This window comes from Aeromonas sp. S11(2024), from assembly GCF_041402345.1.
GTDB lineage: Bacteria > Pseudomonadota > Gammaproteobacteria > Enterobacterales > Aeromonadaceae > Aeromonas > Aeromonas veronii.
The window spans coordinates 145,372-159,796 of record NZ_JBGLRC010000001.1; the positions used below are offsets into that span (position 1 = coordinate 145,372).

Below are 14,425 nucleotides of genomic sequence, written 5' to 3' on the forward strand. Positions count from 1 at the left end.
TGATTACCCTGTGCCTCTTGCAACTTGTGATAGGCGAACAGAGGTAATTGATGACGGCAGGGCAAATGAGTGCAATCGGGATCGGCTGGGATGTGCGTGGCTGGCAGGGCAGTGCCCAGGCGGTGGCTGTGGTGGGCTGGCAGGCCGAATCCAACCGCCTGCACTGGCTCGGGGTGTCGCCGCTGTTTCGCCTGAGCTCGCGGGTGGCGCCGGATCTGGCCGCCCTGTTGCGTCCCGCCTTGCAAAATGAGCTGACCCAGGTGCAGGTAGAAGCCTGCCCGCAACTGGCGCTCGGTATCGATGCGCCGCTCGCCTTTCCCCGCGCCTTGCGGGATCTGCTCAACGGCCAGCCACATAGCTGCGCCGCTCCCGAGCGGGAGATAGACAACCCCTACGCCTATCGTGACTGCGAGCGCTGGTTGTATCAGCAGTACGGCAAGAAGCCGCTCTCGGCCACCTTCGACCGGCTCGGTAACAATGCGACCCTGGCGCTCTCCATGCTGCCGCGACTCTCGGATCTGCAACTGGTGCCGACCGTTGCCCCGAAGGCCAGTCGCGCCGTGCTGGAGGTCTATCCGGCATTGGCCAAAGTGGGCGGCAAGGCCTCCCCGGCACGGCCCGAGCTGGCGGCGCAGCTGCCTGCGGATGTGCTGGTCGGCACTGATCGCTACGATGCGGCGCTCTGTGCCCTGATGGCGCTGCAATATGCCGCTGGTGGCAAGGTGACGGTATTGCCTGAGCTGATTTCGCCACCCAGTGACATGCCGTGTGATGAGGGATGGGTCTATCACTTTGCTCGTCATGGCGTTGAGCACAACGGCATGTGATGGACGGTGACGCGGCGCATCATGGCGCCGCTCATCCTGTCGACGCGGGCCAAATGGCGCAAAAAACCTGTCTTTAGTCAGGAAATTGCCTGTTCATCCCGCGCCAAGGTGGCGCATCGTTATCTTCATCCGATATATTGCCCACCTTGCTGATCCTTTGCTGTGGTATTCCCGATGAAATCCGTTCTCTCTATTCAGTCCCACGTGGTCTTTGGTTGTGCCGGCAACAGCGCGGCCGTCTTCCCCATGCGCCGCCTCGGCATGGATGTATGGCCCATCAACACGGTGCAGTTTTCCAACCACACCCAATATGCCCAGGGGTGGCAGGGAATGGCGATGCCGGCGGGTCATATCAGTGCGCTGGTGAAAGGATTGGGCAATATCGAGGTGTTGAGCCAGTGTGACGCCGTGCTGAGCGGCTACCTTGGCTCCGCCGAGCAGGGGGACGAGATCCTGACCGTGGTCAACGCCGTCAAGGCGGCCAACCCCGATGCCATCTACTTCTGCGACCCTGTGATGGGTCACCCGGAGAAGGGGTGCATCGTTGCCCCCGGCGTCACCCGTTTCCTGACCGAGCAGGCGCTGCCGGTGGCCGACATGATGGCCCCCAACCTGCTGGAGCTGGAGACCCTCTGTGATACCCATCTGGCTGATCTGGATCAGACCCGCGCGGCTGCCCATCAGCTGCTGGCCCGCGGCGTCAAGCTGGTGCTGGTCAAGCATCTCGGTCGTGCGGCGCAGGACTCCAGCCGCTTCGAGATGCTGCTGGCCACCCCGCAAGGGGATTATCTGATTGCCCGTCCGCTCTATGACTTTGCCCGCCAGCCGGTGGGGGTGGGCGATCTTATCAGCGCCCTGATGCTGGCCAATTTGCTGGCCGGTCACGATGCGGTCAGCGCGTTCGAGCGCACCAACGCCTCGGTGGATGCGGTGCTGCAGGAGACCTGGCGCCAGCAGGCTTACGAGCTGCAACTCATCACCGCGCAAGATGCCTTCGCCCTGCCAGAGGTTGAAGTGCGAGCGATGAAACTGCCCTGAGTCAACGCGAACTCTCGTCTATCCCGACAAGGGGGTGGGATGCAGATGAAAAAGGCTTGCCAATGGGCAAGCCTTTTCACTGTTTGCCTATTTAGTGCGGCAAGCAATCAGATGCGGGGATGGCGGAGGCGATAACGCTCAGCCATGGCATTGGCCGCTACCATGGCGGCGTAGACATCCTGTTCACTCACTGTCATCGGCATGTTGCCCATGGTATCGAGGGGATCGCAGGCCAGCTGCGCCACCTTGCGCCACTCGCTTTCATCAAAGTGGGTGAGCCCCAGCTCTTGCAGCGTCATGGGCAGACCTGCACAGTCGATGATGCGAAACACCTCATCAAGTTCATGTTGCGGGGCGCGCTCAAGCACGAGTTGGGTCAGCAAGCCGAAGACAACCTTCTCGCCATGCTGGGCACGATGGAGCTCCGCGATCAGTGACATGCCGTTGTTGACGGCATGAGCGGCGGCCAGTCCACCGGCTTCTGCGCCGACCCCGCTGAGGTAGATGGTGGCCTCGATAACCTGCTCCAGCGCCGGAGTCGAGACATGGTGGCGTATTGCATCCATGGCCAGCTCGATGTTCTCACCAAGCAGCTCGTAACAGAGCTGTGCCAGACCAAGGCCAGTGCGTGAAGGACGCTTGCCGACCAGATTGAGCCCGTCCGACCGATAGCAGGCGCGCGCCTCGAAATAGGTGGCCAGGGCATCGCCAACGCCTGCGGAAAAGAAGCGGGGAGGGGCGGCGGCAATGATGGCCGTGTCAGCCAGCACCACGTCCGGATTTTGCGGCAGGAACAGATAGCGTTCAAATTCACCCGCCTGGTTGTAGATCACCGCCAGCGCCGTACAGGGGGCATCCGTGGAGGCAATCGTCGGGAACAGTACAACCGGACGGCGCAGATAGAAGGCCACGGCCTTGGCGACATCCAGCGTCTTGCCGCCGCCGATCCCGACAATCACGTTCGCACCATATTGCTCTGCAAGGTGGGTCAGGCGGTGGATCTCCTGTTCGGTGCATTCATAGCGAAACTTGTCGACCACTCCCCTGAGGCCTGCCTGCAGGAGCCCCGCCAAAGCTTCTTCCCGTACCCGCTCCAGAATGAACTCATCGCTGATGAGCAACGCATAGTCACCAAAATCTTTAACGTGCTCATGGAGTTGCGGGAGAAGGTGTTGACCGATGATGAACTTTTTGGGGGAGGTAACTGTACGGGGCAAAGTGGGCATCCATTATTCCTCAAGGCAGTGAACAACATAGATTTGATTATCAAATGGGTCTCTCACGATACGCCTGATGAGGCAATAGATGAAGCAGAAAAGGGGGGCGTTTTAATCATTAATTAATCTTTCTATTTATTTGGCTGTATTTTGGGGCGGCGATTGGCGGTGTTGAGGCATACAGGAGCAATGGCTCTATCGTGGCAATTTGTTGCAAGCCATATTGCTGCAACAAACAGTCACGCAGCAACAAGCAGGACCGCTTGGTGCGGCCCTGCTGTATTTGGATAAGGGATAGGGGATGGTCAGAGCAGTTTGTAGAATATTGCGGTCGCAGCAAGGGAGCCATCGGCGTTGCGTGCAAAGCTCGGGATCTGGCCCGCCTCCAGATAGCCGAGTTGACGATAAAGGTGGGAGGCCACATCACCGGCGCGAGTATCCAGCACCAGCAGCGAACGGCCCGCGGCATGGGCGCCTTGTTCCAAGGCCTGCATCAGCGCACGACCGACACCTTTACCTCTCGCCGTTTGCAGTACCATCAGTTTTTCCACTTCGGCCCGGTGGCGACCGTTGGCCTTGCCACAGAGCGCGAGCTGAATCGCTCCCACGAGCTGTTGTTGCTCAAGCGCAAGCCACAGCTTTCGGTGACCTGCCGCCAGATCCGCTTCAACTCCTTGCCAGTAGCGGGTAGATTCCGCCGTGGTCAGCGGCGGTAAAAAACCGACCTAGGCGCCGCTATCGACACAATCTTGCAGCAGGTTGATGAGCGCACTTTGGTAGGTTGCTGCGCTCTTAACTTCCACAATGTTCATCTGACATCCTTGTCGTTGCGCTGTTATGTGGCTGATAGCCACCGTTGGTGAATTTGAGGTGGATACGTATGCTCGCCGCGAGTACGGCTTGTCAGCGGATCAGCTCCTGCTCAACCAGCCAGGTAAACAGCAGGCGGGAGACGGGGGAGAGCTCATCGAGGTGAGAGCTGTCGAGCCAGCGCAGCTCGGCAATTTCTGCCGAGGCGATTGGGGTGCCGCTCGCTTCGCCGGTGTAACAGCGCAGTCGAACCTCGACTCCTGCCGGTTTGCCATCGGCCTGTGCGCTGAGCTCGCAGGCAAAGCGCAGGGTATCGGGCTGCAGGGTGACAGCCAGCTCCTCTTCAATCTCGCGGATCAGTGCCGCCTCGTCGCTCTCGCCCGGTTCCCGCTTGCCGCCCGGGATGTAATAGATGCCCTTGCCGTGGGAGCGGGCGCAGAGCAGTTGCTGATCTTTAAAGGTGAGCCAGGCGAGTTTGTCGATCATCCGTTTTCTCTCCAATGGGGTTGCCGTGATGAGCAGTGGCGCATTCAAGCGCACAGTTGTTTTGCATGCCGGCAGCCTAACAAAGATGAAGTTGAGTCCCAAGGAGAAAGAGGGGATAGGCCGGAAACGCACTGTTTCCAGCGCGGTGACCACGTAGCTGAAAGAGTGCACAAGGGCTGGTTCGCCACAGCTTTCTCGTCCCCAAAAAAGCGGACTGGCGCACATCACGACAGGGCCGGACTGGGCGAAGGCGGGGTCCTTGTGGTTTAATCTTGCCACTTTAGCGGTAGTAGGCGACGAGCCTGCTACCTTGCGTTGGCAAGATGCAGGTGAGCAAGATGCAGATAGCAGCAGAGAACAAGTTTATCGGACTCGGGGTCGCGGGCAATTTCGCCGGTCATCTGGAGCAGGCGGGTGAAGCGTCGGACTTCGTAGCGGTAGTCGTGCGCGACACCACGGCGCCCAAAGCGCTGTTCCCCTTCTTCGTGCCGGGCCATCCGGGTCAGCTCGGGGTATTCCCGTTGAGCGACAAGGCGATCTTTCTGCCGGAAGCGGCGGTCAGCGGTGACGAGAAGGTGCAGATTGAGCCGGAAGTAGCCCTCTGGTGTGAGCTGGAGTATGCCGACAAGCAGGTGGTGGCGATCCATCCCCGCGCCTTTGGTGCCTATAACGACTGTTCCATCCGCCGGCCCAACGCCAAGAAGATTAGCGAGAAGAAGAACTGGGGCGAAGAGAGCAAGGGGTTGGCGGCCAACCTGCTGCCGCTTTCCGGTTTTGCCGCCGGTTGCGAGCTCGATGACTATCGTATCGCCTGCTATCTGGAGCGCGATGGCGAGCTGCACGCTTACGGGGTAGACAGCGCCGCCATCGACTACAGCTACTTCCATGGCAAGCTGCTCGACTGGGCTATCGACAAGTTCAATCATCAGCAGGATGAGGGGCCGGCGGAGCACATTCAGGGACTGCTGGCGCAGGCGGGACATCCTCCCCATGCGCTCATCAGTATCGGTGCCACTCGCTATACCCCGTTTGGCGAGACCCACTTCCTCAAACCGGGCGACACTTCCTGCGTGGTGGTCTATCCGGGCAGCCGTTATAGCGAAGCGGATATTCGCGAAGCGATCCGCAGCCGCAACTTTGGCGCTGATATGTCGGTGCTGCTGCAGGCGGTGCAGGCGCGCTAATCACCGTTGCCAGCGGGAAGGTGTCTCTTCCCGCTGGTTATCATATCGAGTTATTTCATGACGATTGTTCCGGTATCCCGAGCCGATTATCCGGCCCTGATCGATCTGTGGGAGGCCTCTGTTCGGGCGACCCACCACTTCCTGCCCGAGGCCGAGATCCTGGCGCTCAAACCGCTTATTCTGGAGCACTACTTCGATGCGGTGACACTGCACAGTGCCCGCACAGAAGAGGGGCAGATTACGGGTTTTAGCGGAGAGTCAGAGGGCAAGCTGGAGATGCTGTTTGTGGCTCCCGGGGCGCGCGGTAGTGGCGTGGGGCGTTTGCTGGTGGCCCATGCCATCACGCAGGGCGGCGCGACGCAGGTTGACGTCAACGAGCAGAACGAACAGGCGGTGGGCTTCTATCTGAAGATGGGATTCACCGTGACGGGTCGTTCGCCGCTGGATGGTCAGGGCAAGCCCTATCCTCTGCTGCATATGGCGTTGGCGCCGACCTGATCGTGCCTGATGAGGCGCAGTACCCATAAACCAACGGGGATGGCATCAGCCATCCCCCGTTTTTTTGATCGTGTTTGTTACTTGCTGGCGACCTTGTTCACCACCTTGATCAGCTGATAGCGCACGGAGGGGGCATCGGCCGGTACATCGGTGAGCTGCTCTTTGCTGACTGTGAGCTGATACCGGTAGCCCGGCTCGAACTGGAAACCTTCGATATTCTGGTAGAACAGCGTCCAGGGCTGCTGCTCATCACTGCGAACCTGCATGCACTGCATCGGGCCAACTCCAACGCAATCGACCAACTGGCTGTTGATATAGAGGGTCTCTTCCTGTGACGGGGCGGGGGCGCTCTGGCAGGCGGTCAGCAGCAAGGCTGCGCTGATAAACAGTGGTTTCATAATGGACTCCTTAACGCGAAAGGGGGCATTAGAGCGGCAAACAAAAAGGCGGTCAATGACCGCCTTTGTAACAAACCATATCAGCGCAGTGGTTAGCGCTGCTCGAGCGGAGTGAACTCGCGCAGCGGGTGGCCCACGTAGAGCTGGCGTGGACGACCAATCTTGCTGTCCGGGTCTGAGTGGAACTCGTTCCAGTGGGCAATCCAGCCGATGGTGCGGGAGATGGCGAAGATCACGGTGAACATGCTCATCGGGATGCCGATCGCCTTCATGATGATGCCGGAGTAGAAGTCCACGTTCGGGTAGAGTTTCTTCTCGACGAAGTAGGGGTCGGAGAGCGCAATACGCTCCAGCTCCATGGCTACGTCCAGCAGCGGATCCTTGATCTGCAGCTCGGTCAGTACTTCGTGGCAGGTTTCGCGCATCACAGTGGCACGAGGGTCGTGGTTCTTGTAGACGCGGTGACCAAAGCCCATCAGACGGAACGGATCATTCTTGTCCTTGGCCTTGGCGATGTACTCGGGGATGCGATCCACCGAGCCGATCTCTTCCAGCATGCGCAGGCAGGCTTCGTTGGCACCACCGTGGGCCGGTCCCCACAGGGAGGCGATCCCCGCGGCGATACAGGCGAACGGGTTGGCACCGGAGGATCCAGCCAGACGAACGGTGGAGGTGGAGGCGTTCTGCTCGTGATCCGCATGGAGGGTAAAGATACGATCCATGGCGCGTTCAACGATGGGATTGACCTTGTACTCTTCGGTCGGCACGCCAAACATCATGTGCAGGAAGTTACCGGCATAGGAGAGGGCGTTACGCGGCTGCATGAACGGCTGGCCGATGGAGTACTTGTAACACATGGCTGCCAGAGTCGGCATCTTGGAGAGCAGACGGAAGGCACAGATCTCGCGATGCTGCTCGTTGTTGATGTCGAGGGCATCGTGATAGAAGGCGGAGAGGGCGCTGACCACACCGCACATGATGGCCATGGGGTGGGAGTCACGACGGAAGCCGCGGAAGAAGAAGGCTATCTGCTCGTGCACCATGGTGTGGCGAGTGACCAGGCGTTCGAATTCGGCATATTGGGCCTTGGTCGGCGCTTCGCCGTACAGCAGGATATAGCAGACTTCCAGATAGGTGGCCTGGGTGGCCAACTGGGCGATGGGGTAACCACGGTGCAGCAAGACACCCTGATCCCCGTCAATGTAGGTAATGGCAGATTTGCAAGAACCGGTCGCCATAAAACCGGGGTCAAAGGTGAAATACCCCTGTGATCCCAATTTTCTGACATCGATGACATCCGGGCCGATGGTGCCGGAGAGGATCGGCAGTTCGACCGGATCTTTTCCGGGCAGGTGTAGGGTGGCTATCTTATCAGCCATAGCACGTCTCCTTTGCTCTTTATAATTTGGTTCCAGTCCTACTCTATTACGACTTTTATGACGCTGGCAAAGGTTGTTACCCATACCGAAGTGGCTGGAGCGCCTTATTTGAAACAGAGTTCCTTATCAATGTCAATTTTGCTGGAACCCCATTAATGGCATTAATGAAATGTTAAATTAAATATGCGATCGAGTTTGCGGTTTTGTGTTTTCTTTGTAGCTAATTGATTGTCTTCGGTTAAGGCCGCCGATATACTGCGCCACGTGGGTCATGGCTGCGGGTGTTTGAAACGCTTTGGCAAAGCCTGATGTGAAACCGAAAACTCGCGTTTTGGCTTTTTCAGAGTGTTTTGGTAACAAAAAACCAACAATCACCATTCCGTGCCCTCAAGTGTGAGTTAAAACAATAACTAACGTGCTCAATGGAGCTGAGTGGGCAAGCGTGAAAAACAAACAGAGACCGGTCAACCTCGACCTACAGACGATCAGCTTTCCTGTCACTGCCATTGCATCCATCCTGCACCGTGTTTCAGGGGTCATTACCTTTGTTGCACTGGGCATCTTGCTGTGGATGCTTGGTACTTCACTCGCCTCTCCCGAAGGGTTTGCAACCGTGGTTGCCATCATGGACAACTTCCTGGTCAAACTCGTGCTGTGGGGGATCCTGACTGCGCTGGCATACCACATTGTGGGCGGCTTGCGTCATCTGGTCATGGATATGGGCTATTGGGAAGAGCTGGAATCCGGCAATCAGAGCGCCCGCGTGGCCTTCATGATCACCGCGATCCTGGCTGTATTGGCGGGAGTGCTTGTATGGTAACCAATTCTGCAACCTTCGGGCGCAGCGGCGTTCATGATTACATCCTGATCCGCGCCACCGCCCTCATCATGACCTGTTATGTCCTCTATCTGGTGGGCTTTGTCGCGTTCAACGACATCACCTACGAGGTGTGGGCAGGCTTCTTCGCCAAAACATTCACCAAAGTATTCACCCTGTTGACCCTGCTCTGCGTACTGATCCACGCCTGGATTGGTCTGTGGCAGGTGCTGACTGACTATATCAAGCCGGTAGGGCTGCGCGGGGCGCTGCAATTTGCCCTGGTCGTGGTGCTGTTTGTCTATCTGATGACGGGTTTCGTCGTGCTGTGGGGTGTGTAAGGTGACTATTCCAACTCGTGAATTTGATGCGGTGGTGATTGGTGCCGGTGGTGCCGGTATGCGCGCCGCGCTGCAGATTGCCCAGTCCGGCAAGAGCTGCGCTCTGTTGTCCAAGGTTTTTCCAACCCGTTCTCACACTGTCTCCGCTCAGGGCGGGATCACGGTTGCGCTGGGCAATGCCCACGACGACAACTGGCAGTGGCATATGTATGACACGGTAAAAGGTTCCGATTACATCGGTGATCAGGAAGCCATCGAGTACATGTGCAAAACCGGCCCCGAGGCTATCTATGAGCTGGAGAACATGGGCTTGCCCTTCTCCCGTTTCGACAACGGATCTGTCTACCAGCGTCCATTTGGTGGTCAGTCCAAGAATTTCGGTGGCGAGCAGGCTGCTCGTACCGCAGCGGCCGCCGACCGTACCGGTCACGCCCTGCTGCACACCCTCTATCAGCAGAACGTCAAGAACAAGACCACCGTCTTCTCCGAGTGGTATGCGCTGGATCTGGTGAAAAACCAGGATGGCCATGTGGTGGGTTGTACCGCCATCGATATGGAGAGCGGTGAAGTGGTCTACTTCAAGGCCAAGGCCACCGTGCTGGCGACTGGCGGTGCCGGTCGTATCTACCAGTCAACCACCAATGCCCACATCAATACAGGTGACGGTGTCGGTATGGCGCTGCGTGCCGGCGTCGGCGTGCAGGACATGGAAATGTGGCAGTTCCACCCGACCGGCATCGCCGGGGCAGGGGTGCTGGTAACTGAGGGCTGTCGTGGTGAAGGTGGCTATCTGCTCAATAAAGATGGCGAGCGCTTCATGGAGCGTTACGCGCCAAACGCCAAGGACTTGGCCGGTCGCGACGTGGTGGCCCGCTCCATCATGATCGAGATCCGTGAAGGCCGTGGCTGCGATGGTCCCTGGGGCCCGCACATCAAGCTGAAGCTGGATCACCTCGGCAAAGAGGTGCTGGAATCCCGTCTGCCGGGGATCTGCGAACTCTCCCGCACCTTCGCCCACGTGGATCCGGTCAAAGAGCCGATCCCGATCATCCCGACCTGCCACTACATGATGGGCGGCGTGCCGACCAACGTGAATGGCCAGTGCCTGACCCAGGACAAGAACGGCAACGATGTGCCGGTAGTCGGTCTGTTTGCGGTGGGCGAGATTGCCTGCGTCTCCGTACACGGCGCCAACCGTCTGGGTGGCAACTCCCTGCTGGATCTGGTGGTGTTCGGCCGCGCGGCCGGCATGCATCTGGTCAACACTCTGGGCGAGATGGAGCACGGTCGTGATGCTTCCGAGTCGGATCTGGATGCCGCACTGGCCCGCTTCAACCGCTGGGAAAATTGCCGTGACGGGGAAGACCCGGTGCAGATCCGCAAAGACCTGCAACGCTGCATGCAGAACAACTTCTCCGTATTCCGCGAAGGTGCGGCGATGGCAGAAGGGTTGGCCGAGCTCAAGGTTATCCGCGAACGCCTCAAGTCAGCCCGTCTGGATGACACCTCCAAAGAGTTCAACACCCAGCGCATCGAGTGCCTGGAGCTGGACAACCTGATGGAGACTGCCTTTGCCACGGCGGTTGCCGCCAACTTCCGTACCGAGAGTCGCGGTGCTCACTGCCGCTTCGACTTCCCGGATCGCGACGATGAGAACTGGCTGTGCCACAGCCTCTATCATCCGGACACTGAGTCCATGACCCGTCGCGCTGTCAACATGTCACCCAAGACCCGTGAGGCGTTCCCGCCCAAGGTCCGGACTTACTGATTGCGGAGCCAGCCCTATGAACGTCACATTCTCTGTCTACAGATACAATCCGGATGTTGATAACGTCCCCCATATGAAGGAATATCGTCTTGATATTCCTGAAGGTTCCGACATGATGGTGCTCGACGCACTGATCCAGTTGAAAGAGCTGGATCCCACGCTCGCCTTCCGCCGCTCTTGCCGCGAAGGGGTCTGTGGATCAGACGGTCTCAACATGAATGGCAAGAACGGTCTTGCCTGTATCACCCCGCTCTCCGACCTGCTGAAGAAGGGCAATAACGTCGTTATCCGCCCCTTGCCCGGCCTGCCGGTGATCCGTGATCTGGTGATCGACATGACCCAGTTCTACACCCAGTGGGAGAAGGTCAAACCCTTCCTCATCAATGATGACAAGTTGCCGCCGGTGCGTGAGCACCTGCAATCCCCCGAAGAGCGCGCCAAGCTTGACGGCCTGTACGAGTGCATTCTCTGTGCCTGCTGCTCCACTTCGTGCCCCTCCTTCTGGTGGAATCCCGACAAGTTCATCGGTCCGGCCGGGCTGCTCGCCGCCTACCGCTGGCTGGCTGACAGCCGCGACACCGCGACCACCGAACGACTGGGGAATCTGGACGACGCATTCAGCGTGTTCCGCTGTCATGGCATCATGAACTGCGTGAACGTCTGTCCGAAAGGCTTGAACCCGACCAAGGCGATTGGTCAGATCAAGTCGATGTTGCTCAATCGGGCTGTTTAGTATCAGGGCCGGCCACGTGCTGGCCCGACCTCTGGATAGCCATCCCACCCGTGGCAGGATGGCTATTTGACCCCTACAAGCTGCGCAGCAGTAACAAGAAGTACAAGGGATAGAAATGCATAACGGCGTGATGAAGGCCTGGTTGGAGTCATCTCACCTGGCTGGTGCGAATGCAAGCTATATCGAGGATTTGTACGAATCCTTCCTGGAAAATCCTGACTCCGTGTCCGACGAGTGGCGCAGCCTGTTTAGCGAGCTGCCCCAGGTCAATGGCCATGCGGTTGAACAACCCCACTCCCAGGTCCGCGATTATTTCCGTCGTCTGGCCAAGGATCCCTCTCGCTACAGTGCCCCCGTCTCCGATCCGCAAGTGGATGCCAAGCAGGTGCGGGTATTGCAGCTGATCAACGCCTTCCGTTTCCGTGGTCACCAGAATGCCAATCTGGACCCGCTGGGCCTGTGGCAGCGTGAAACCGTTGCCGAACTGGATCCTGCGTTCCACAACCTGCAGGGCGCAGATATGGAGGCCACCTTCAATGTGGGCTCCTACGCCATCGGTCGCGAGACCATGGTGCTCTCCGACCTCTACGCCTCGCTGAAGAAGACCTATTGCGGCTCCATCGGCGCCGACTACATGCACCTCACCTCCACGGAAGAGAAGCGCTGGCTGCAACAGCGTCTCGAATCCATTGAAGGGAAGGGGACCTACACCCTCGAAGAGAAGACCCGTTTCCTCGAGAGCCTGACCGCCGCCGAAGGGCTGGAGAAATATCTGGGCGCCAAGTTCCCGGGAGCCAAGCGCTTCTCGCTGGAAGGTGGCGACGCCATGATCCCCATGCTCAAGGAGCTGATCCGTCGCGCCGGTGAGCAGGGCTGCAAAGAGGCCGTTATCGGTATGGCCCACCGCGGTCGTCTCAACGTGCTGATCAACGTGCTGGGCAAGCGCGCTCAGGATCTGTTCGACGAGTTTGCCGGCAAGCATGGTGAATCCTGGGGGACCGGTGATGTGAAGTACCATATGGGCTTCTCCTCCGACTTCGCCACCCCGGGTGGCAACGTCCACCTGGCGCTAGCGTTCAACCCCTCTCACCTCGAGATTGTCAACCCTGTGGTCATCGGCTCGGTCCGTGCCCGTATGGATCGTCGCGGTGACAAGGATGGCTCCAGCGTGTTGCCCATCACCATTCACGGTGACTCGGCCATGGCCGGTCAGGGCGTGGTGGCCGAGACCTTCAACATGTCCCAGACCCGTGCCTATGGTGTCGGCGGGACGGTGCGCATCGTCATCAACAACCAGGTGGGTTTCACCACCTCCTATATCCGTGACCTGCGTTCCACCGAATATTGCACCGACATCGCCAAGGCGGTGCAGGCGCCGGTGCTGCACGTCAACGGGGATGATCCGGAAGCCGTGGTGCTGGTGACCCAGATTGCCTTGGATTACCGCAACACCTTCAAACGCGACGTGGTGATCGAGCTGGTCTGCTACCGTCGTCACGGTCACAACGAAGCGGACGAGCCGAGCGCCACTCAGCCGCTGATGTACCAGAAGATCAAGCAGCACCCGACCCCGCGCAAGATCTACGCCGATCAGCTGGTGGCCGAGGGGAGCCTCGCTCAGGAGCGGGCGACCGAACTGGTCAACGAGTATCGTGAAGCGCTGGATCGCGGCGAGCGGGTGAGCAAGGAGTGGCGGCCGATGGAGCTGCACTCCGTCGACTGGACCCCTTATCTGGGCCACGACTGGAACATGGCCTATGAGAGTGCCGTGCCGATGGATCATCTCAAGAGCCTCGGCGAGCGGGTGAGCCAGTATCCGGCGACCCACGTGCTGCAGCGTCAGGTCGAGAAAATTTACGAAGACCGCCGTCTGATGGCCGCTGGCGAGAAGCTAGTGGATTGGGGCTTTGCCGAGACCCTGGCCTACGCCACTCTGGTGGACAAGGGGTCCCGCATTCGCTTTACCGGTGAAGATTCCGGCCGTGGCACCTTCTTCCACCGCCACGCCGTGCTGCACAGCCAGACCGATGCCAGCACCTACACCCCGCTGTGCAACCTGCACGACGAGCAGGGCCCGTTCGAGGTATATGACTCTGTGCTGACCGAGAACGCGGTACTGGCCTTTGAATATGGTTACGCCAGCGCCGAGCCGGCTGGCCTCACCATCTGGGAAGCCCAGTTCGGCGACTTCGCCAACTGCGCTCAGGTAGTGGTGGATCAGTTCCTCTCCTCTGGCGAGCAGAAGTGGGGCCGGATGTGCGGCCTGACCATGCTGCTGCCGCACGGTTACGAGGGGCAGGGGCCGGAGCACTCCTCCGCCCGTCTGGAGCGTTATCTGCAGATGTGCGCCCAGCACAACATGCAGGTGTGCGTGCCCTCAACCCCGGCTCAGGTATTCCACATGCTGCGCCGTCAGGTCGTGCGCCCGATGCGCCGTCCGCTCATCGTGATGACGCCCAAATCCCTGCTGCGCCATCCGCTGGCGGTGAGCAAGCTCGAAGATCTGGCGGAAGGCACCTTCCAGAACGCCATTGGCGAGATCGACGCGCTGGATCCGAAAGCGGTCAAGCGGGTGGTCTTCTGCTCCGGCAAGGTCTATTACGACCTGCTCGAAGCCCGTCGCAAGGCGGAGCAGAAGGATGTGGCGATCGTGCGGATCGAACAGCTTTACCCCTTCCCGGAAGAGGAAGTGCGCGCCATTCTGGCCGATTACAGCCACGTCACCGATTTTGTCTGGTGTCAGGAAGAGCCGCAAAACCAGGGCGCCTGGTACTGCACCCGTCACAACTACGATGACGTGCTGCCGACCGGAGCCACCCTGCGTTATGCCGGTCGTCCGGCGTCCGCCTCGCCGGCGGTTGGTTACATGTCCGTCCACGCCAAGCAGCAGAAAGCCTTGGTGGAAGATGCCCTTACTCTGGCCTAAGCC

Annotated in this window: 13 protein-coding genes and 1 pseudogene; 9 read left to right on the forward strand and 5 right to left on the reverse strand. The window is 59.2% G+C overall.

All coding sequences use genetic code 11. The annotated features are described in order from the left end of the window. Nucleotides 1-50 precede the first annotated feature (50 nt). Together ACB040_RS00605 and pdxY are read left to right on the forward strand one after the other, a co-directional pair. Nucleotides 51-827 (forward strand): DUF429 domain-containing protein, encoded by a 777-nt coding sequence (locus ACB040_RS00605; protein ID WP_371153849.1) that lies wholly within the window; start codon nucleotides 51-53, stop codon nucleotides 825-827. Nucleotides 828-1,001: 174 nt separating this feature from the next. Beyond that, on the forward strand, nucleotides 1,002-1,865 hold the full coding sequence (pdxY, locus tag ACB040_RS00610; protein ID WP_236380778.1) for a pyridoxal kinase PdxY: 864 nt from the start codon (nucleotides 1,002-1,004) through the stop codon (nucleotides 1,863-1,865). A gap of 107 nt (nucleotides 1,866-1,972) precedes the next feature. Here the strand turns inward: pdxY and ACB040_RS00615 are convergent, their stop codons facing one another. The 3 genes and pseudogenes from ACB040_RS00615 to ACB040_RS00625 all read right to left on the reverse strand — a co-directional run bounded on the left by ACB040_RS00615 (nucleotide 1,973) and on the right by ACB040_RS00625 (nucleotide 4,378). Next, nucleotides 1,973-3,091, reverse strand: a complete 1,119-nt coding sequence (locus tag ACB040_RS00615) for a glycerol dehydrogenase (protein ID WP_139444183.1) — start codon at nucleotides 3,089-3,091, stop codon at nucleotides 1,973-1,975. A 296-nt stretch (nucleotides 3,092-3,387) separates the two neighbouring features. Continuing rightward, nucleotides 3,388-3,894 (reverse strand): annotated as a pseudogene (locus ACB040_RS00620) (N-acetyltransferase family protein). Between the two features lie 91 nt (nucleotides 3,895-3,985). Beyond that, on the reverse strand, nucleotides 3,986-4,378 hold the full coding sequence (locus tag ACB040_RS00625; RefSeq protein ID WP_157160668.1) for an NUDIX domain-containing protein: 393 nt from the start codon (nucleotides 4,376-4,378) through the stop codon (nucleotides 3,986-3,988). A gap of 338 nt (nucleotides 4,379-4,716) precedes the next feature. On the opposite strand from ACB040_RS00625, the gene ACB040_RS00630 reads away from it, so the two are divergent. After that, nucleotides 4,717-5,562, forward strand: a complete 846-nt coding sequence (locus ACB040_RS00630) for a DUF5718 family protein (RefSeq protein WP_371153846.1) — start codon at nucleotides 4,717-4,719, stop codon at nucleotides 5,560-5,562. Between the two features lie 57 nt (nucleotides 5,563-5,619). Next, nucleotides 5,620-6,060, forward strand: a complete 441-nt coding sequence (locus tag ACB040_RS00635; RefSeq protein WP_158112477.1) for an acetyltransferase — start codon at nucleotides 5,620-5,622, stop codon at nucleotides 6,058-6,060. Nucleotides 6,061-6,137: 77 nt separating this feature from the next. On the opposite strand, the gene ACB040_RS00640 is transcribed toward ACB040_RS00635, so the two are convergent. Together ACB040_RS00640 and ACB040_RS00645 are read right to left on the reverse strand one after the other, a co-directional pair. Continuing rightward, nucleotides 6,138-6,458 carry a DUF4377 domain-containing protein gene (locus ACB040_RS00640; RefSeq protein WP_129503911.1) on the reverse strand — a complete coding sequence of 107 codons (321 nt, stop codon included), beginning with the start codon at nucleotides 6,456-6,458 and terminating at the stop codon, nucleotides 6,138-6,140. 92 nt (nucleotides 6,459-6,550) lie between these two features. Next, a complete protein-coding gene (locus ACB040_RS00645) occupies nucleotides 6,551-7,837 on the reverse strand; it encodes a citrate synthase (protein WP_005333572.1) in 1,287 nt (428 codons plus the stop codon). A gap of 442 nt (nucleotides 7,838-8,279) precedes the next feature. Between ACB040_RS00645 and sdhC the strand changes: the two genes are divergently transcribed. From sdhC to sucA, 5 genes are all read left to right on the forward strand, one after another. Then, complete coding sequence (gene sdhC / locus ACB040_RS00650; RefSeq protein WP_371153843.1) at nucleotides 8,280-8,657, forward strand: succinate dehydrogenase cytochrome b556 subunit; 378 nt, start codon at nucleotides 8,280-8,282, stop codon at nucleotides 8,655-8,657. After that, entirely contained in the window at nucleotides 8,651-8,995 is a 345-nt protein-coding gene (gene sdhD / locus ACB040_RS00655) for a succinate dehydrogenase, hydrophobic membrane anchor protein (protein WP_005333558.1), read from the forward strand. Before sdhC ends, sdhD begins: the two co-directional genes overlap by 7 nt. 1 nt (nucleotide 8,996) lies before the next feature. Then, nucleotides 8,997-10,763: a succinate dehydrogenase flavoprotein subunit gene (sdhA, locus tag ACB040_RS00660; RefSeq protein ID WP_013723668.1), complete on the forward strand. Its 1,767-nt coding sequence runs from the start codon at nucleotides 8,997-8,999 to the stop codon at nucleotides 10,761-10,763. A gap of 16 nt (nucleotides 10,764-10,779) precedes the next feature. After that, nucleotides 10,780-11,496, forward strand: a complete 717-nt coding sequence (locus ACB040_RS00665) for a succinate dehydrogenase iron-sulfur subunit (protein ID WP_005333549.1) — start codon at nucleotides 10,780-10,782, stop codon at nucleotides 11,494-11,496. A gap of 115 nt (nucleotides 11,497-11,611) precedes the next feature. Continuing rightward, on the forward strand, nucleotides 11,612-14,422 hold the full coding sequence (gene sucA, locus ACB040_RS00670) for a 2-oxoglutarate dehydrogenase E1 component (protein ID WP_371153840.1): 2,811 nt from the start codon (nucleotides 11,612-11,614) through the stop codon (nucleotides 14,420-14,422). The last annotated feature ends 3 nt before the right edge of the window (nucleotides 14,423-14,425 follow it).